Origin of the sequence: Pseudomonas sp. QLc11A (assembly GCF_052112305.1) — a bacterium.
GTDB classification, from domain to species: domain Bacteria; phylum Pseudomonadota; class Gammaproteobacteria; order Pseudomonadales; family Pseudomonadaceae; genus Aquipseudomonas; species Aquipseudomonas laurylsulfatiphila.
Window position 1 is genome coordinate 102,409 of record NZ_JAVAJJ010000016.1, and the last position, 17,164, is coordinate 119,572.

Below are 17,164 nucleotides of genomic sequence, written 5' to 3' on the forward strand. Positions count from 1 at the left end.
CGAAGTTGATAGTCCATAATTTTCTGGCAGCAGGAAGGGCGTTTTCCTTCAGCCTGTGACGAACGCCAGTCAGGACGACGCGAGTGACGTTCCAGTAGTCTTCTCAAGCTTCGTGATAAATGAGTGCACTGCTCATTCAGGACTTCAATCCGGGTTCTCTGGCGACACCTTCGGCATTGCCGCTTTTTTGGCTGTGCGTTTATTTTCGCGTACGGCGCCATTTTTCAGATGTGGGGATGTTTCCTTGGCAGTAAGTAATCTCGATATGCATGCCTTGTTCGTGCTGGGCGATTTGCGCGCAAAGCTTGTCAAGCAATTTCAGTCACGTTTCGTTTACATCACCGAACAGAACGCTGAAGGCATTTACATTGCCGAAATCGACACCGAATCAGCCCTGGTGGTGGACGACAAACCCGGGCTCAAACTCAAGGTCGGCGATCATTTCAGCGCCTCCGTGCTGCCCAGTCGCGAAGGCGGCAAGCTGGACATCAGGTTCCGCGACATCAAGCTGACGGTTTACGGAATTGGCGATTACGCCTTCGTGACCACGCCCGACGGTCAGGGGATAGTGTTCAAGGAAGGTCATAGCGTGGTGATGGTGTTTGCCGCCCATCAACAGTTGCAGGAAGGCCTGACCAAGACCCTCAAGGCCGTGACCACCAAAGTGGCCAAGTGGCGCAAGGGCGAGCTGGTGACCTTCAAGGCCAGCGAGTGATGACCCTGACCCGCGCCGACTTCCACGAACAGAACCTGGCCAGCGCTCAAGACGAAGCGCGGCGGCTGTTCGGGCAGAAGTCCCTTCTGCAAGGAGCCTGGCTGAACTGGGTGGCGTCACAGCTTTACCAACTGCAACCGGCGCCATACGCCAGCATGGTCAGACGAGAGCTGGCGCGCTTGCAGGAAACTTCCGAAAACTGATCCACGCACCTCGAAAGCAGGAACCTCTACTACAGTCATTGGACTGAGTATTCAGAGGCTTCGCGGTCTACTGCCAGGCCATCCTGCTATTGCTGTGAACAGCACGAGGTGCAAAAGCATGAACGGATTTCGACGGTTGCTGGCTGCTGTCCTGGCCACTTTCGGTTTGCTGGCGACACCCGCCCCGGTGTTTGCCGCCCAGGCGCCGATCCACTTCGCCGACCTGAACTGGGAAAGCGGCAGCCTGATCACCGATGTCCTGCGCATCATTGTCGAGAAGGGCTACGGGCTACCCACCGATACCTTGCCGGGTACCACCATCACCCTGGAAACCGCGCTGGCCAACAATGACATCCAGGTCATTGGCGAAGAGTGGGCCGGTCGCAGCCCGGTCTGGGTCAAGGCCGAAGCCGAAGGCAAAGTCGTCAGCCTCGGCGACACGGTCAAGGGCGCTACCGAAGGCTGGTGGGTGCCGGAATACGTGATCAAGGGCGACCCGGTAAAGGGCATCAAGCCGCTGGCGCCGGACCTGCGCAGCGTCAGCGACCTGCCACGCTACAAGGACGTGTTCAAGGACCCGGAAGCTCCGACCAAGGGACGTTTCCTCAACAGCCCTATCGGCTGGACCTCGGAAGTGGTCAACAAGCAGAAGCTCAAGGCATACGGGCTGGACGACAGCTACGTGAACTTCCGCAGTGGTTCGGGCGCGGCCCTGGATGCAGAGATCAGTTCGTCCATTCATCGTGGCAAGCCGGTGCTGTTTTACTACTGGTCGCCCACGCCGTTGCTCGGCCGCTTCAAGCTGATTCAACTGGAAGAGCCACCGTTCGACGCCGAGGCCTGGAAGACCCTGACCGACGCCGACAACCCCAATCCACGGCCGACCCGTTCCCTGGCTTCGAAGCTGTCGATCGGTGTGTCCACTCCCTTCCAGAAGCAATATCCGCAGATTGCCGAGTTCTTTGCCAAGGTCGACTTTCCGATCGGCCCGCTGAACAAGGCGCTGGCCGAGATGAGCGAGAAACATACACCGCCGCGCCAGGCGGCAGAGGCGTTCATGAAGGCTCATCCAGACGTCTGGCGGGCCTGGCTGCCCAAGGACGTGGCGGATAAAGTCTCCGCCGCCCTGTAGGCGCTGCCGCAGGTCGGGATCTTTTGATCTTCGTCATGAAAAAGCAAAATCAAGACATCGCAGCCTGCGGTAGCTCCTACAATGTTCGGTTCATATCCCTTTCAAGGATCTCTGAACCATGACCCTGTTGTTGGCTCAGTCGCTGGTGACGATCTTCACCGTGATCAGTGTGGTGCATGTGTATTGGGCGTTGGGTGGCGAGTGGGCGGCGGTGGCGGCGGTCCCGCAAGTACCGCAGGAGGGCAGCGCAAGACTGAGGCCGGCGTTCAAGCCGCGAGGCTGGGTCACGCTGGTGGTGGCCGGACTGTTGCTGTTGATTGCCATGCTGGTGTGCTTGCGGGTGGGTTGGTGCCTGCCACCCTTGCATCACCGGTCGCTGCAGTGGGTGATCAGCGCCATTGCGATCTTGCTGTTTGCCCGGGCCATTGGCGATTCGGAGCTGGTGGGTTTTTTCAAGGAGGTCAAAGACTCGAAATTTGCCCGGCTGGACACCTGGGTCTATTCGCCCTTGTGTGTGGTGTTGGGGGCGGGGTTGTTGGCGGTGGCCTGGGTCTGAGACAGACCGGTCCTGATGCATTGACAGGTCTATCGCCTTCGCGGGCAAGCCCGCTCCCACAGTGTCTGGTGCCGTACACACCTTTTGAGTTAGACACCCACCCTTGTGGGAGCGGGCTTGCTCGCGAAGAGGCCGGTCCAGTCGATGCAAATCCTTGGTCTAGCTGCCGCTCTCGGTCCGCCGACTACTCACCTCCGCCGGCACATCATCCCCGGCCATGCGTTTGCGGAACAGCGCCGCCCGGGCCAGCAGCAAGGTGGTCACGGGCACGGTAATCGCCAGCAGGATCGGAATCAGCCAGGCGTGTAAGACCGGCGCGGACTTGAGCGCCGAAAAATAGATGATCGAAGCCAGCGCCACGCACCAGGCCCCGAGCGTCGAGGCCAGGGCCGGTGGGTGCATGCGCTGGAAGTAATCCTGCATGCGCAGCAGGCCCGTGGCGCCGATCAAGGCAAACAGGCTGCCGAGCACCAGCAGGATCGCCACCGGGATTTCCACCCACAACGACAAGGGCGTATTCATTCGATCACCTCACCACGCAGCAGGAATTTCGCCAGGGCGAAGGAGCCGACGAACCCGAACAGGGCGATCAGCAGCGCCGCCTCGAAGTAGGTGTCACTGGCATAACGGATACCCAGCGTCAGCATCATCAGCATCGCGACGATGTACAGGTAGTCCAGCGCCAGGACCCGGTCTTGGGCCGACGGCCCTTTGAACAGGCGGATCAGGGTCAGGACCATCGTCAGGGAAAACAGGAACAGGCTCAGCAGGATCGCGTTCGCCAGCAAGGGGCTCATTCGAAGATCTCCATCAACGGACGCTCGTAGGTTGCCTTGAAGTGCTGGATGAACAGCGCCTCGTCGTCCAGGTCGAAGACGTGCAACAGCAGAATGCTGCGGTCCAGAGCCAGCTCCGACCAGACCGTACCGGGCACCACCGTGGTGATCATCGACAGCGCGGCCAGGCCGTTGGCGTCACGTAAGTCCAGTGGCACCTTGATGAATTGCGAGCGTGGCGGACGGCGACCGGCATTGAGCACACTCCAGGCCACGGCGAGGTTGGACACCAGCACGTCACGCCCGACCAGCAGGACCAGGCGCAGGATCACCCCGGGACGACGGATGCGCACCGGTAGCGGACGCAACCTGCGCATCATCAGCGGCGCGCAGAACCCCAGCGCCGCACCCAGCAGCAGGTTGCCGGGGCTGGTCGACAGGTTCAGCAAGAGCCACAGCAGGCACAAGGCCAGCGACAGCAAGGGTGCGGGAAACAGACGCCTCATGGTTGCACCTCCTGCGGGACCGCCTTGGCCGTGGGGTTCGGTACGACGCGGGTGTCGAGTACCGCCATCACGTATTGCTGCGGGTTGTACAAGGCATCGGCGGCGGCCTGGGTGTAGCGCAGCAGCGGACCGGCCTTGAAGGTCAGTGCAATGCTCAAGCCCAGCAGCGCGAAGATCGGCACGCATTCCAGGCGTCGCAGCAGGGGCGATGGTCGTTCCGCCGGCGTCCAGAAGCGCTGGATGCCCAGGCGCGAGAAGGCGACCAGCGACGCCAGCCCCGACACAATCAACAGCACCAGCAGGCCCCACGCAGCGTTGGAAATCGGTGTGTCGCCGCTGTTGCCCAGGCCCAGCGGATTGAGCAGGGCGCCGATCAATCCGAGTTTGCCGATAAACCCGGAGAGCGGCGGCATGCCGATGATCAGCAAGGCGCAGGCGATGAAGCTCAGGCCGAGAAACGCCATGGTCCACGGGATCACCTGGCCGACCACGGCTTTCTGATCGTCGTCGAGGTTGGTGCCTTTGGGGGGATGCAGGGATTCCAGAGGGCGGGGCAGCAGTTCGGCTTCATCTTCGAGCTGTATCTCGTTGGCCGAGCGCGAACGCTCGATCAGTTCGGCCAGCAGGAACAGCGCGCTCAACGCCAGGGTCGAGCTGAACAGATAGAACAGCGCTGCGCCCACCAGGTTCGGCTGGGCGAAACCGATGGTCGACAGCAGGATGCCTGCCGACACCAGAATGCTCAGGCTGGCCATGCGCTCCAGGCGTTGCGCGGCGAGGATCGCAAGGGCGGCGCAGACGATGGTCGCCATGCCGCCGTAGATCAGCCACTCCCCGCCAAAGAACGCCGATGCCCCGGCCTGGGCGGAAAACAGCAGCGTCCACAGGCGCAGCAAGGTGTAGACGCCGACCTTGGTCATGATCGCGAACATCGCCGCCACCGGTGCGCTGGCCGAGGAATAGGCCGGCACCAGCCAGAAGTTCAGCGGCCACATGCCGGCCTTGGCCAGAAAAGCGACGGCCAGGATCCCCGCGCCAGCGTGCAGCAAGCCCCGATCAGCTTCGGTTACCAGCGGGATTTTTACCGCCAGATCGGCCATGTTCAGCGTGCCGGTCACACCATAGATCAGCGCCGCGCCAATCAGGAACAGCGACGAGGCCAGCAGGTTGATCGAGATGTAATGCAGCCCCGACGACACCCGCGCCCGGCCCGAGCCGTGGAGCATCAACCCGTAGGACGCGGCCAGCAACACCTCGAAGAACACGAACAGGTTGAACAGGTCTGCGGTGAGGAATGCGCCGTAAAGCCCCATCAACTGGATCTGGAACAGCGCGTGGAAACTCGAACCGGCGCTGTCCCAGCGAGCCATGGCGAACAGCAGGGCACTGACGCCGATGATGCCGGTCAGCACCAGCATCAGCGCCGAAAGACGATCGACCACCAGCACCAGGCCGAACGGCACTTGCCAGTTGCTCGGCAGGTACACGCCGATGGAGCCTGGCACGCCGGTGGTTTGCGTCCATTGCAACAACGCCACGGCAATGCCCAGCCCGAGCAGGCTGGAGAACAGATTGATCCTGGCCTTGAGCGGCCGGTGCTTCTCGCCGAGCATCAGCATGATCGCGGCCGTCAGCAACGGCAGCAGGATGGGCGCGACGATCAGGTGGGTCATCGCCATCATTCCCTGGGCTCCCGGCCATCCACATGGTCAGTGCCGGTCAGGCCCCGGGACGCCAGCAGCACCACCAGGAACAGCGCGGTCATGGCGAAACTGATGACGATCGCCGTTAGCACCAACGCTTGCGGCAACGGGTCGGTGTAGTGCAACAGATCCTGCGGTACGCCGTCCTTGATGATCGGCTCCTTGCCGATGAACAGGCTGCCCATGCTGAAAATGAACAGGTTGACGCCGTAGGACAGCAGGCACAGGCCCATGACCACCTGGAACGTCCGTGGGCGCAGGATCAGCCAGACGCCGGACGCGGCCAGTACGCCGATGGCGATTGCGATGACTTCTTCCATCAGACGGCTCCCTTGGCGGCAACGGATTTAGGCTGGGCGGCGGTTTTGTGACCACGCACCGATTGGTGGGCGAGGGCGGTGAGGATCAACAGGGTCGAGCCGACCACCACGCCGTACACGCCGACGTCGAAGAACAGTGCGCTGGCCAGGTGAATGTCACCCAGCAGCGGCAACGAAAAATGCCAGGTATGGGTGGTCAGGAACGGATAGCCGACCAGCATCGCACCCAGGCCGGTGGCCGTGGCAATCATCAGGCCCGTGCCCATCCAGCGCAGCGGTCGCAGGCTCATTTGCGCCTCGACCCACTGCGTGCCGGCAACCATGTATTGCAGGATGAACGCCACCGACATCACCAGCCCGGCGACAAAGCCGCCGCCCGGCTGATTGTGCCCGCGCATGAACAGGTAGAACGACACCACCAGCGCCACCGGCAACAGCAGGCGCACCAGCACCGCCGGCACCATCATGAAGCCGAGCGCGGTGTCGCTGGCGTGACGCGGGTTGACCAGGTCGGTGACCACATCCGGTGCGAGCAAGCGTTGCTGGGCCGGCAGCTGCAGGCTTTCTTTCGGCGGACGGAAGCGGCGCAGCAGGGCGTAGACGGTCAGGGCCACGGCCACCAGTACGGTGATTTCACCGAGGGTGTCGAAACCGCGGAAGTCCACCAGCATCACGTTGACCACGTTGCTGCCGCCGCCTTCGGGCAAGGCGCGACTCAGGTAGAAGGAGGAAATGTCGTTGGGGGTCTGGCGCGTCAGCATGGCGTAGGACAGCAGCGCCATGCCGACACCGACCACGGTCGACAGCAGCAAGTCGCGGATCCGCCGCACCCGCGCCCGGCGCAGGCTGCCCGGCAACGGCGAGACTTCTTCGATCCGTCGTGGCAGCCAGCGCAGGCCCAGCAGGATCAGCACCGTGGTCACCACTTCGACCGCCAGTTGGGTCAGGGCCAGGTCCGGCGCCGAGAACCAGACGAAGGTGACGCAGGTCATCAGGCCGCAGACGCTGACCATGGTCAGGGCCGCCAGACGGTGATACTTGGCCTGATACGCCGCGCCAAGGGCACAGGCGATGGCCAGCAACCACAGGGTGACGAAGACGATCGACCCGGGGATCTTCGGCCGGTCGCCCCAGTGCAGGCTGCTGTGCAGCATGGGAATCAAGCCAGCCAGCACGGCGGCGAGCACCACCAGGAACAACTGCATCTGCAGGCGCCGGGTGCCAATCCGCGGCTCCAGGCGGCGGGCCAGGCGCATGCTTGCGACCAGTGCCCATTCGAACAGGTGCTTGCCGTCCAGGCGACCCAAGACGGGCGGACGGTTGAAGCGTCCGCGCTTGAATTGATTGCGCAGCAGCAGATAGAGCACGGTGCCGCAGGACAAGGCGATCAGGCTCATGATCATCGGCGCGTTCAGGCCGTGCCAGATCGCCAGGCTGTATTCGGGCAGGGCGCCGCCGACCACCGGTTGCGCCGCCGCGGCGAGCAGCGGGCCGACCACCTGCGCCGGGAAGATCCCCACCAGCAGGCAAGTGAACACCAGCAGCTCGACCGGCGCGCGCATCCAGCGTGGTGGCTCGTGGGGGGTGTGAGGCAAGTCGGTCGCGGGCGGACCGAAGAACACATCCACGGTGAAACGCAGGGAGTAAGCCACGCTGAAGGTACCGGCGATCGTTGCCACGATCGGCAGGCTCAGCTCGACCCAGCGCGTGGAATTGATGAACACGGTTTCGGCGAAGAACATCTCTTTGGAGAGGAAGCCGTTGAGCAACGGCACGCCGGCCATCGAGGCGCTGGCGACCATGGCCAGGGTGGCAGTGAACGGCATCAGTTTGTACAGGCCGCTGAGTTTGCGGATATCGCGGGTGCCGCTTTCGTGGTCGATGATGCCCGCGGCCATGAACAGCGAGGCCTTGAACGTCGCGTGGTTGAGGATGTGGAACACCGCGGCGACGGCGGCCAGCGGGCTGTTCAGGCCGAGCAGCAGGGTGATCAGGCCGAGGTGGCTGATGGTCGAGTAGGCCAGCAATCCCTTGAGGTCGTTCTGGAACATCGCGCAATACGCCCCGAGCAACAGGGTGCAGGCACCGGCGCCGCTGACGATGTAGAACCATTCTTCACTGCCCGAAAGCGACGGCCATAGCCGCGCAAGCAGAAACACCCCGGCCTTGACCATGGTCGCCGAGTGCAGGTACGCCGATACGGGCGTCGGCGCGGCCATGGCGTGGGGCAGCCAGAAGTGGAAGGGGAATTGCGCACTTTTGCTCAGGGCGCCGATCAGTATCAGGGGCAACAGGACGGGGTAGAGGTCATGGGCACGAATCAGGTCGCCGGCGGCCAGGACCTTGTCCAGGTCATAGCTGCCGACCACATGGCCGAGCAGCATGACCCCCGCCAGCAGGCACAAACCGCCCGCACCGGTGACCATCAGCGCCATGTAGGCACCGCGCCGGGCATCGGCGCGATGGTGCCAGTAGCCGATCAGAAGGAACGAGAAGAGGCTGGTCAGCTCCCAGAAAAACACGATCTGGATCAGGTTGCCGGAGATCACCAGCCCCAGCATGGCGCCCATGAAGGCCAGGAAAAACGCGAAGAAGCGCGGCACCGGATCGTTCGGCGACATGTAGTAGCGGGCGTACAGCGACACCAGGGTGCCGATGCCCAGCACCAGCAGGGAGAACAGCCAGGCGAAACCGTCCATGCGCAGGACGAAGTTCAGGCCCAGGCTGGGCAGCCAGGAAAACTCTTCGCGAATGACGCCGCCATGGGCGATCTGCGGGTACAGGAATGCGACCTGAACGCTGCCGATCAGGGCGATCAGGCCAGCCAGCAGGGATTCGGCGTTACGGGCATTGTGCGGCAACACGGCCGCCAAACAGCTGCCTATGAAAGGCAGAAGCAGTAGAACTATCAGGGACATAGGCTTCTAATCTGCGGAAGTTTGTGAAGCATCATACGTGCCAGCTCCCGGATCGCCAAACGCCAAGCTGTCGCAGAATCCTACACGGTAGACGGAAAAACCCTGTTTAACATTGTTTCAGAGAGGGGGTGTCTGGACCGGCCCCTTCGCGGGCAAGCCCGCTCCCACAGTGTCCGCGTCGTACACAAGTTATGTGAACGCCTCTGAACCTGTGGGAGCGGGCTTGCCCGCGAAGGCGATTCAACAAACAAAGCAGAGGCTACGGCTTAACCCTGTGTTTCCCGCTCCAGTTCTTCTTCGACCGCAGCTGCCTTACCCTTGGTCTTCAATTCGCTGACAATCACCGCCGCCACAATCAACCCGGCCCCGACCAGGGCAATCGCCGGCAGGCGTTCCCCGGCGATGCGCCCGACAATCCCGGCCCATACCGGCTCGCCGGCATAGATCAGCGTGGCGCGGGTCGGTGACACGCTTTTCTGTGCCCAGTTCATCGCCACCTGAATCGCCGCACTCGCCGCCCCAAGGCCCAGTGCGCTGCACAGCAGCAGCCAGGAGAAGTCCGCAATCGCCTCGTTGGTCGGCACCACCATCAGAAACGACAACACCGAAGTGACCGCCAGTTGCACCACCGTTACCCGGCGCACATCGACCTGGCCGGCATAGGTGCTGATCAGGATGATCTCGGCCGCAATGGCCACGGCGCTGATCAAGGTGGCGATTTCACCGGGGCTGAAGTTGAACGACGCACCGGCCGGCCCGGACAGCAGCATCAGCCCGGTAAAGGCCAGCATGATGCCGATGCTCGGCATCAACCCCGGACGCCGCCCCAGCACCAGCCATTGCAGCAATGGCACGAACGGCACATACAGCGCGGTAATGAATGCCGACTGGCTGCTGGGTATGCTCTGCAATCCGACTGTCTGCAAGCCGTAGCCGAGCATGATCGCCACGCCGATGAACGACCCGGCCTTGAGTTCGAACAGGGTCAGGTCGCGCAGGTGACGCCAGGAGAACAGGGCGACGATACTCGCGGCGGCGGCAAAGCGCAGGCCGACGAAAAACATCGGGCCGCTGACGGTCATCGCATGCTGAACCAGCAGAAAGGTTCCGCCCCAGACCATCGTGATCAGCACCAGCACGCATTCGGCCTTGCTGAACCTTGTGAAACGGGAGGAAGCCTTTGGGGAATTCACCGACGTCATGACCTTGCACGCTACTGGAGGGGGACGCACAATGCGCCGAATGTTGCGCAGTATACTGCCCAACCCCACTCAGTGAGCAATATAGTGCACAAAGATTCTACCCAACGGGCTTCGGTCCTCCAGCACGTCAGCCAAAATGTTCGTCGTTTGCGTCATGCCGCCGACCTGAGCCAGACCGCGCTGGCCGAAAAGTCCGGTGTCAGCCGCCGAATGCTGGTGGCAATCGAGGCGGGGGAAAAGAATGTCAGCCTGACCACCCTCGACCGCGTGGCCGAGGCCCTCGACGTTGCCTTCAGTGATCTGATCCAGGCTCCCGATGCCCGCGATCCCAGCCGTATCAATGAGCTGGCCTGGACCGGCACGATTCCCGGCAGTAAGGCGGTGTTGCTGTCCAAGGCCAGCGCCAGCCGCGAAGTCGAGCAGTGGGAGTGGTGCCTGCAACCGGGCGAGGTGTATCCCTCGGAGCCGGACGCCGATGGTTGGAGCGAGCAGATTTATGTCTTCGAAGGTTGCCTGACCGTTATGCTCGGCGACCGGCCACAGAATATTGCGGCGGGTGAATTCTTCATGTTCGCCAGCAACCAACCGCACTGTTATCGCAATGACGGCACGGTAGCGGCGCGGTTTGTGCGTAATGTGGTGATCTGAACAGGGAGAGCGGGATGGGCCAGACCTTGAACAATGACGCCGATGTCCTGATTGTCGGTGGCGGCCTCAGTGGTGCGATGCTGGCGGCGCAGTTGATGCGATTGCCGGGCCGGCGTCGGGTGTTGGTGATCGAACCACGGACCGAGTTGGGGCGGGGCGAAGCCTACAGCGCGGTGGAGTTGGGCCATACGCTCAACGGCAACGCGGCGCGGATGAGTGTCGACCCGGACAACCCCGACGACCTGACCCAATGGCTCACCGACTACATTGCCGGCGGTGGCTGGCCGGAATCGGATCAGCAACACGTGCCAATCAGCGAGCTGTTTCCCCCTCGGGGAATCTTCGGCCTGTACGCTCGGCAGCGCCTCGCAGAAGCCCAGGCGGTGGGTGCCTTGATCGGTTCGACGGTCGAGCATGTGCAGGCCGAGGTGGTCGATTTGCAAGCCGGTGCAGACGCGGTGCGTTTGACCTTGAGCGACGGCCGATGCTTGCAGGGCGCTTTTGCGGTGCTGGCCACCGGGATGTTCCCCGCTGCGCGCACGCCACAAACCCAATCCAGCGGATTGAATGCGGCCGCCCTCGATCCGTGGGACGTGGCAGCCATGCAGCAGCTCGATCCGCAATCGACGGTCATGATCATCGGCTCGGGCCTGACCATGGTCGACGCCGTGGTGTCCCTCGAACAGGCCGGACATCGCGGGCCGATCGAAGTGTTTTCCCGCCATGGACTGTTGCCCCATGTGCGCCGCCAGCCTCCGGCCTGGGTGGATTTTCTCGCCGAGGATCAGGACATCCGCACACCTCGCCAGTTGTTGCGCGAATTGCGTCGTCAATGCCGGGACGCCATCGCCCAGGGCATCGACTGGCAGGCGCCACTGGACACGGTTCGGGCACACATTGGCCGCTTGTGGCATCAGGCAACGGATGTGCAGCGTCAGCAGTTCGTGCGGCATGTGCGGCCCTGGTGGGAAAGCCATCACCACCGCTCGCCACCCTTGAGTGCCGAACTGGTAGCGCGCTTGTATAAAGAAGGACGGCTGCGTATTCACGCAGCGTCATACCAGGGCCTTGAGCCTTCGATCAATGGCGGGGTGAGCATCCGCCTTCGACGACGCGGCGAGGCGCAGGCCTGTGTGGTCAGCGGTGCTGCCCTGATCAACTCCAGCGGTATTGAATACGACTGGCGCCGGGTCGCGCGACCGCTGCCCCGGCAACTGCTCGCCCGTGGCCTGGTGCGGCCGGGGCCGTTGGCCCTGGGCATCGCGGCAGAGGTCGATGGCGCGGTGCTGAACGCGCAGGGGCTGCCCGCCAGCCGTCTGTTTGCCATGGGCCCGCCGTTGCGTGGCATGTGGTGGGAAAGCACGGCCGTCACTGATGTGGCGAGCCAGGCCAAGGCGCTGGCCGAGCGACTGGTGCGCTAAGGCAGGCGAGCTAACGTTCGGCCTGATGAGTGGTGAAGAGCGTTTGTGTACGCCGATCCTCTGTAGGAGCGAGCTTGCTCCGGGCGGCGTTCCGACGAAAAAACCGAGAGCACCGCGGGGTATCAGGCTCCCCGCATTATCGTTGACCTCCATCGCGAGCAGGCTCGCTCCTACAGGCCGGGCGGCGTTCCTTTTTTCAGAGTGAACCGCCGTACGGGCGGGACCAATAGTCGCCGTTACCTGTACACCTTCAAAAAATACCACCCGCACCGCAGATCTCCCCGATGAATATTTTTTGTCGGCCATCGCTTGCGTGTCGCGCTCGATAGTTGGGCAACGTGTCCGGGCTGAGCAAACCTGACCGGAGCCCAATAATGATAAAAAAAAGCTCGGCCACAGCCGGAGTCCGCCAACGACTTCACCGGCTTGGCCATACCCGCCCGCAACCGCTTGCGTTGGCGATTGTTGCCGTACTCACGGGGCCGGCCTGCGCCACCACTTTTGACCTCAACGAAGACTGGAGCCTGTCGACCAGGACCAGCCTGAGCCTGGGCAGCAGTTGGTCGACGCAAAACCCCGACAAAAGCCTGATGACCCGCGCCAATGCCTTGCAGGCCCAGGGCGTGAATGCCAATGGCAGCAGCGTCAGCGCCGATGACAACCGGCTGAACTTCGAGAAGGGGGATCCCATCTCGCAGCTGTTCAAGGGCCTCACCGATTTCAGTCTCGATGGCCAGGGCCAGGGTGCGTTCCTGCGTTTCAAATACTGGTACGACCACGCCTATGAAACCGGCAATGGCCGCTTCAAGGATTTCGACGATTCGGGCTGGGACGACTTGTCGAAGTTCAAGGGCTTCCAGGTCCTCGACGCCTACGTCTGGAAAGACTTCCAGGTGGCCGACCATCCGCTGAACGTGAAGGTCGGTAACCAGGTGTTGTCCTGGGGCGAGGCGCTGTTGATCCAGAACGGCATCAACGTGATCAACCCGCTGGACATCTCGGCGTTCAACCGTCCCGGCGTGGAAATCAAGGAAGGCCAGTTGCCGGTGGAGATGGTTTCCTTCAGCTTCGGCCTGACCGACACCACCAACCTCGAAGGCTTCTATCAGTACAACTGGCGGCCCAGTGTCCTCGACGGTTGCGGCACGTTCTTCGCCAGCAGCGACGTGATTCAGCCGGGGTGCGGGCCGTTGTACCTGAGCCAGGTGCAGACCGATGAACAGATGCAGGCCGCGGGGTTGTACGCCACCTCTCGGGGCAATGAGTCGCCGTCCGATTACGGCCAGTTCGGCTTCGCCCTGCGCCAGATGATCCCGGCGCTGAACGATGCTGAAGCGGCGATTTACTACATCAACTATCACTCGCGTTTGCCGTATTTCACCCTCGACGCCAGGAACACTTCCTTGCCCGGCACCTTCCCCGGTGGCACCCAGGCGCCGAGTTATGCGGCGGCCTTCCCGGAAAACATTCACCTGTACGGCATCAGCCTCAACGGCGTCGAACCGGTTACCGGGATTTCCCTGGCCGGTGAGCTGAGCTATCGGCCGAACATGCCACTGGCGATCAACGCACCTGACGTCAACGTCGCTGTGATTTCCGGGCCGGGGGGCAGCTCCTGGGTGCAATTGCCGCCCGGTTTCAGCACCACCAATGGCAGCCAGTTCGATGCCTGGGAGCGCAAGGGTGTCTGGCAGATGACCGGCTCGGCCACCCAGGCCATCGACAACGTGCTGGGCGCCACACGCCTGAGCCTGTTCGGTGAAGCCGGTGTCGTGCATATCGACGATCTGGGCGACGAGCGCCTTGGCCGTAGCGCCGCGTTCGGCCGCAGTGCGCCGCGCAACGGCACGCCGTGCAACACCGTGGCTTCCGGCGTCACCAACCAGTACTGCACCGACAAAGGCTTTGCCACCGAGTGGTCGTGGGGTTATCGCCTGCGCGCCAGCCTCGAATACAGCGATGTGTTGCCGGGCATCAACCTGATTCCGGCCGTCAACTGGCGGCATGACGTCGAGGGTTATTCCTACGATCCGCAAGGACCGTTCCAGGAAGGCCAGCAAGCGCTTGGCGTGAGCCTGACCGGCGTCTACATGAACGATTACAGCGTGGAACTGGCCTACAACGCCTTCTTCGGTTCCAACGACTACAGCACCCTCGACGACCGCGATTTCGCATCCGTCAGCTTCAAGGCAGACTTCTGAGGAGAACCGTTATGCGTATGCAATTGTGCGTGCTGGCCCTGGCCTGCACCGTCGGCCTGGCACAGGCCAAGGGCACCGATTCGGCAGCCCTGGGCAAGACCCTGACCCCCATGGGCTCGGAAATGGCAGCCAATGCCGACGGCAGCATTCCGGCCTGGACCGGTGGCCTGGCGAGCAACGCCGGCACCGTCGACAGCAAGGGCGGCTACAGCGACCCTTATGCGGCCGAGAAGCCCTTGTTCACTGTCACAGCAAAGAATGTGGCGCAGTACGAGAAGTATCTCAGCCCCGGGCAAATCGCCTTGTTCAAGCGCTTTCCCGACACCTACAAGATGAACATCTACCCGACCCATCGCAGCGCCAACCTGCCCAGGGATGTGCTGGCGGCAAGCCGCGACAACGTGGCCAAGACCAGCATGGCCGATGGCGGCAACGGTCTGCATGACTACGCCAGGGGCATTCCGTTCCCGTTGCCCACCGAAGGCCTGGAGGTGATGTGGAACCACATGACCCGTTATCGCGGCGGCAGCTACGAGCGCATCAGCAGCGCCGCACTGGTGCGTGAAAACGGCGCCACCAGCTACGTGCGCAACCAGTCGCTGATCAACTTCGCCGACACCGTCAGTGGCCTGGAGGCGGGCTCCAACGTGCTGTTCATGTTCAAGAGCCGGGTTCTGGAACCGGCGCGTCTGTCCGGCGAAGCGGTGCTGGTGCATGAGCCGATCGACCAGGTCGCCGAGCCGCGTTCGGCCTGGCAATACCTGCCGGGCCAGCGTCGCGTACGTCGTGCGCCGATGATCGCCTACGACAACAGCGCCCGTTACAGCAATGGCCTGATCACCGCCGACAACGTCGACGGCTACAACGGTGCGCCGGACCGTTTCGACTGGAAACTGGTGGGCAAGCAAGAGCTGTTCATTCCTTACAACAGCTACAGGATCGGCAGTCGCGACCTCAAGTACGACGCCGTGATCAAGCCCAATCACGTCAACCAGGACCTGGCCCGCTACGAGAAGCATCGGGTGTGGGTGGTGGAAGCGACCCTCAAGCCGGGTGCCCGGCACATCTACGCCAAGCGCCGCTTTTATGTGGACGAGGACAGCTGGCAGATCGCCCAGTCGGACCAGTACGACAGCCGCGGTGAACTGTGGCGCAGCGGTGAACTGCATGCGATCCAGCAGTACGACCACGGCTTCACCTACAACGTGCTGGAAACCTCGTACGACCTGATCTCCGGACGCTACTACGCCGGCGGCCTGGCCAACGAAGAGACCGAACCGATGCGCGTGGGCTTCGCCGCCAAGACCGACGACTACACCCCGTCGGACCTGCGGCGCTGGGCCAAGTAATTCGTATTGCAGCAACACTGCAACTCCCTGTGGGAGCGGGCTTGCCCGCGAAGAGGGTGTGTCAGTCGACTGCATTGCTATCTGACACACCGCCATCGCGGGCAAGCCCGCTCCCACAGGGACTTGCGGTGAATCGTTGATTCCACAAAGGAGATCTACCGTGCGCTACTGGATATCCGCTCTTGCCCTGGGCGCAAGCCTGGGTACCGTTCACGCTGCAACCCTCGATCAACCCCAGGCGAAGGCACTGGCCCAGGAGGCCTACGTATTCGCCTACGCCACCGTCGAGCACGACAAAGTGCTCAGCGCCATCGCCGCGAAGCTGCCGTTCAACCGGCTCTACAGCGAACCGCGCTTGCTCGGACCGCAGGACAACAAAGTGGTTTCGCCGAACAACGACACCTTCTATTCCCGAGCCTTGCTTGATTTGCGCAGCGAACCGATGGTGCTGGATGTGCCAGCCGTGCAGGGGCGCTACTACAGCTTTCAACTGGTCGACATGCGCACCGACAACCTCGACTACATCGGCACCCGTGCCACGGGTGATAAAGCGGGGCGCTACCTGATCGCCGGGCCGGACTGGAAGGGGGAGGTGCCATCGGGTTTCAGCGGCGTGATTCGCTCGCCGAGTCGCCTGGTGTTCCTGTTGGGGCGTACCGAGGTCAAGGGCGAAGCCGATCAGAAAGACGCCGCTCAAGTGCTCAAGGGCTACGCCTTGCAGCCACTGTCCACAGTGAGCGGCGGCGCGGCGCCTGAACCCTTGGCAACGCTGCAGCTTCCATCGTATACGGACACCAAGCAGGGGCCGGCGCAGGCGCTGTTCAGCACCTTCAACGCCTTGGCGCCGCTGCACCAGTGGAGCGCCAGCGAGCAGGGAAAACTGGCCCGTTTCGCCGCCATCGGTGTGAAGCCGGGCGCCACCTTCCAGGCGCCGGCGGATTTGCACGAAGCCGTCGCCCAAGGCGCCGAAGCCGGTCGCGAGCAAGTACGCGCCGCGTCCAGCCAGCTGTCGGTGGAACAGCAGGGCTGGTTGCCGTCGCCGTCCAACGTCGGCAAGTTCGGCGACGACGACCTGACCCGTGCCGCGGTTGCCTGGCGCTACATCTACGCCAACGATGCGGTGGAAGCGCTGTACCCGATGGCGCTGCACGATGCCCAGGGGCAGATGCTCAGCGGCCAGCACGCCTATCGCCTGCATTTCCCCGCCGGGCAATTGCCGCCGGTGAATGCGTTCTGGTCACTGACCTTGTACGACGGCAAAACCCAACTGCTCGCCGCCAACACGATCCAGCGTTATGCCCTGGGCGACCGCAGCCCTGGTCTACACTACGATGCCGACGGCGGCTTGACCCTGACCCTGCAAGCCGATGCGCCCAAGGATGCGCCGCAGGGCAACTGGCTGCCGACGCCGCAAGGTCCGTTCAACCTGCTGTTGCGCCTGTACCTGCCCAAGGGCGGGGCACTGGACGGGAGTTATCAGTTGCCGACGATTGCGAGGATCGAACCGTGAACCT

At 62.8% G+C, this 17,164-nt stretch carries 16 protein-coding genes; 9 read left to right on the top strand and 7 right to left on the bottom strand.

From position 1 onward, the window contains the following. Nucleotides 1-244: 244 nt before the first annotated feature. The 4 genes from Q8X48_RS21905 to Q8X48_RS21920 all read left to right on the top strand — a co-directional run bounded on the left by Q8X48_RS21905 (nt 245) and on the right by Q8X48_RS21920 (nt 2,606). Complete coding sequence (locus tag Q8X48_RS21905) at nt 245-715, top strand: hypothetical protein (protein ID WP_407801489.1); 471 nt, start codon at nt 245-247, stop codon at nt 713-715. Continuing rightward, nucleotides 715-918 (top strand): hypothetical protein, encoded by a 204-nt coding sequence (locus tag Q8X48_RS21910; protein WP_217835626.1) that lies wholly within the window; start codon nt 715-717, stop codon nt 916-918. Before Q8X48_RS21905 ends, Q8X48_RS21910 begins: the two co-directional genes overlap by 1 nt. A 118-nt stretch (nt 919-1,036) precedes the next feature. After that, nucleotides 1,037-2,050, top strand: coding sequence for an ABC transporter substrate-binding protein (locus Q8X48_RS21915; RefSeq protein WP_407801490.1), 1,014 nt, complete (start codon nt 1,037-1,039; stop codon nt 2,048-2,050). Nucleotides 2,051-2,168: 118 nt separating this feature from the next. After that, the gene (locus tag Q8X48_RS21920) at nt 2,169-2,606 is read left to right on the top strand and encodes a DUF3995 domain-containing protein (RefSeq protein ID WP_407801491.1); all 438 of its coding nucleotides are present in this window, start codon (nt 2,169-2,171) and stop codon (nt 2,604-2,606) included. A gap of 159 nt (nt 2,607-2,765) precedes the next feature. Here the strand turns inward: Q8X48_RS21920 and Q8X48_RS21925 are convergent, their stop codons facing one another. The 7 genes from Q8X48_RS21925 to Q8X48_RS21955 all read right to left on the bottom strand — a co-directional run bounded on the left by Q8X48_RS21925 (nt 2,766) and on the right by Q8X48_RS21955 (nt 10,031). Beyond that, nucleotides 2,766-3,128 (bottom strand): Na+/H+ antiporter subunit G, encoded by a 363-nt coding sequence (locus tag Q8X48_RS21925; RefSeq protein ID WP_218483711.1) that lies wholly within the window; start codon nt 3,126-3,128, stop codon nt 2,766-2,768. Further along, the gene (locus Q8X48_RS21930) at nt 3,125-3,403 is read right to left on the bottom strand and encodes a K+/H+ antiporter subunit F (RefSeq protein ID WP_015094510.1); all 279 of its coding nucleotides are present in this window, start codon (nt 3,401-3,403) and stop codon (nt 3,125-3,127) included. The genes Q8X48_RS21925 and Q8X48_RS21930 overlap by 4 nt, the downstream gene beginning before the upstream one ends. After that, entirely contained in the window at nt 3,400-3,888 is a 489-nt protein-coding gene (locus tag Q8X48_RS21935; RefSeq protein ID WP_407801492.1) for a Na+/H+ antiporter subunit E, read from the bottom strand. The genes Q8X48_RS21930 and Q8X48_RS21935 overlap by 4 nt, the downstream gene beginning before the upstream one ends. Further along, nucleotides 3,885-5,570, bottom strand: a complete 1,686-nt coding sequence (locus Q8X48_RS21940) for a monovalent cation/H+ antiporter subunit D (protein ID WP_407801493.1) — start codon at nt 5,568-5,570, stop codon at nt 3,885-3,887. The genes Q8X48_RS21935 and Q8X48_RS21940 overlap by 4 nt, the downstream gene beginning before the upstream one ends. Beyond that, the gene (locus Q8X48_RS21945) at nt 5,567-5,911 is read right to left on the bottom strand and encodes a Na+/H+ antiporter subunit C (RefSeq protein WP_007973781.1); all 345 of its coding nucleotides are present in this window, start codon (nt 5,909-5,911) and stop codon (nt 5,567-5,569) included. The genes Q8X48_RS21940 and Q8X48_RS21945 overlap by 4 nt, the downstream gene beginning before the upstream one ends. Further along, entirely contained in the window at nt 5,911-8,829 is a 2,919-nt protein-coding gene (locus Q8X48_RS21950) for a monovalent cation/H+ antiporter subunit A (protein ID WP_407801494.1), read from the bottom strand. The genes Q8X48_RS21945 and Q8X48_RS21950 overlap by 1 nt, the downstream gene beginning before the upstream one ends. A gap of 266 nt (nt 8,830-9,095) precedes the next feature. Next, nucleotides 9,096-10,031, bottom strand: coding sequence for a DMT family transporter (locus Q8X48_RS21955; RefSeq protein WP_407801495.1), 936 nt, complete (start codon nt 10,029-10,031; stop codon nt 9,096-9,098). An 84-nt stretch (nt 10,032-10,115) separates the two neighbouring features. On the opposite strand from Q8X48_RS21955, the gene Q8X48_RS21960 reads away from it, so the two are divergent. From Q8X48_RS21960 to Q8X48_RS21980, 5 genes are all read left to right on the top strand, one after another. Continuing rightward, nucleotides 10,116-10,679, top strand: a complete 564-nt coding sequence (locus tag Q8X48_RS21960) for a helix-turn-helix domain-containing protein (RefSeq protein ID WP_015094515.1) — start codon at nt 10,116-10,118, stop codon at nt 10,677-10,679. Nucleotides 10,680-10,693: 14 nt separating this feature from the next. Then, entirely contained in the window at nt 10,694-12,100 is a 1,407-nt protein-coding gene (locus Q8X48_RS21965; RefSeq protein WP_407801496.1) for an FAD/NAD(P)-binding protein, read from the top strand. A gap of 374 nt (nt 12,101-12,474) precedes the next feature. Beyond that, nucleotides 12,475-14,301 (top strand): DUF1302 domain-containing protein, encoded by a 1,827-nt coding sequence (locus Q8X48_RS21970; protein WP_407801497.1) that lies wholly within the window; start codon nt 12,475-12,477, stop codon nt 14,299-14,301. An 11-nt stretch (nt 14,302-14,312) separates the two neighbouring features. Then, on the top strand, nt 14,313-15,650 hold the full coding sequence (locus Q8X48_RS21975; protein WP_407801498.1) for a DUF1329 domain-containing protein: 1,338 nt from the start codon (nt 14,313-14,315) through the stop codon (nt 15,648-15,650). A gap of 160 nt (nt 15,651-15,810) precedes the next feature. Beyond that, on the top strand, nt 15,811-17,160 hold the full coding sequence (locus Q8X48_RS21980; protein ID WP_407801499.1) for a DUF1254 domain-containing protein: 1,350 nt from the start codon (nt 15,811-15,813) through the stop codon (nt 17,158-17,160). The last annotated feature ends 4 nt before the right edge of the window (nt 17,161-17,164 follow it).

What these genes read in the sequence shown, in the direction of transcription:
- Q8X48_RS21910 (WP_217835626.1), top strand. Translation starts at nt 715, where the DNA reads ATGACCCTGACCCGCGCCGACTTCCACGAACAGAACCTGGCCAGCGCT.
- Q8X48_RS21935 (WP_407801492.1), bottom strand. Translation starts at nt 3,888, where the DNA reads ATGAGGCGTCTGTTTCCCGCACCCTTGCTGTCGCTGGCCTTGTGCCTG.
- Q8X48_RS21970 (WP_407801497.1), top strand. Translation starts at nt 12,475, where the DNA reads ATGATAAAAAAAAGCTCGGCCACAGCCGGAGTCCGCCAACGACTTCAC.
- Q8X48_RS21915 (WP_407801490.1), top strand. Translation starts at nt 1,037, where the DNA reads ATGAACGGATTTCGACGGTTGCTGGCTGCTGTCCTGGCCACTTTCGGT.
- Q8X48_RS21965 (WP_407801496.1), top strand. Translation starts at nt 10,694, where the DNA reads ATGGGCCAGACCTTGAACAATGACGCCGATGTCCTGATTGTCGGTGGC.
- Q8X48_RS21950 (WP_407801494.1), bottom strand. Translation starts at nt 8,829, where the DNA reads ATGTCCCTGATAGTTCTACTGCTTCTGCCTTTCATAGGCAGCTGTTTG.
- Q8X48_RS21925 (WP_218483711.1), bottom strand. Translation starts at nt 3,128, where the DNA reads ATGAATACGCCCTTGTCGTTGTGGGTGGAAATCCCGGTGGCGATCCTG.
- Q8X48_RS21940 (WP_407801493.1), bottom strand. Translation starts at nt 5,570, where the DNA reads ATGATGGCGATGACCCACCTGATCGTCGCGCCCATCCTGCTGCCGTTG.
- Q8X48_RS21930 (WP_015094510.1), bottom strand. Translation starts at nt 3,403, where the DNA reads ATGAGCCCCTTGCTGGCGAACGCGATCCTGCTGAGCCTGTTCCTGTTT.
- Q8X48_RS21920 (WP_407801491.1), top strand. Translation starts at nt 2,169, where the DNA reads ATGACCCTGTTGTTGGCTCAGTCGCTGGTGACGATCTTCACCGTGATC.
- Q8X48_RS21955 (WP_407801495.1), bottom strand. Translation starts at nt 10,031, where the DNA reads ATGACGTCGGTGAATTCCCCAAAGGCTTCCTCCCGTTTCACAAGGTTC.
- Q8X48_RS21975 (WP_407801498.1), top strand. Translation starts at nt 14,313, where the DNA reads ATGCGTATGCAATTGTGCGTGCTGGCCCTGGCCTGCACCGTCGGCCTG.
- Q8X48_RS21945 (WP_007973781.1), bottom strand. Translation starts at nt 5,911, where the DNA reads ATGGAAGAAGTCATCGCAATCGCCATCGGCGTACTGGCCGCGTCCGGC.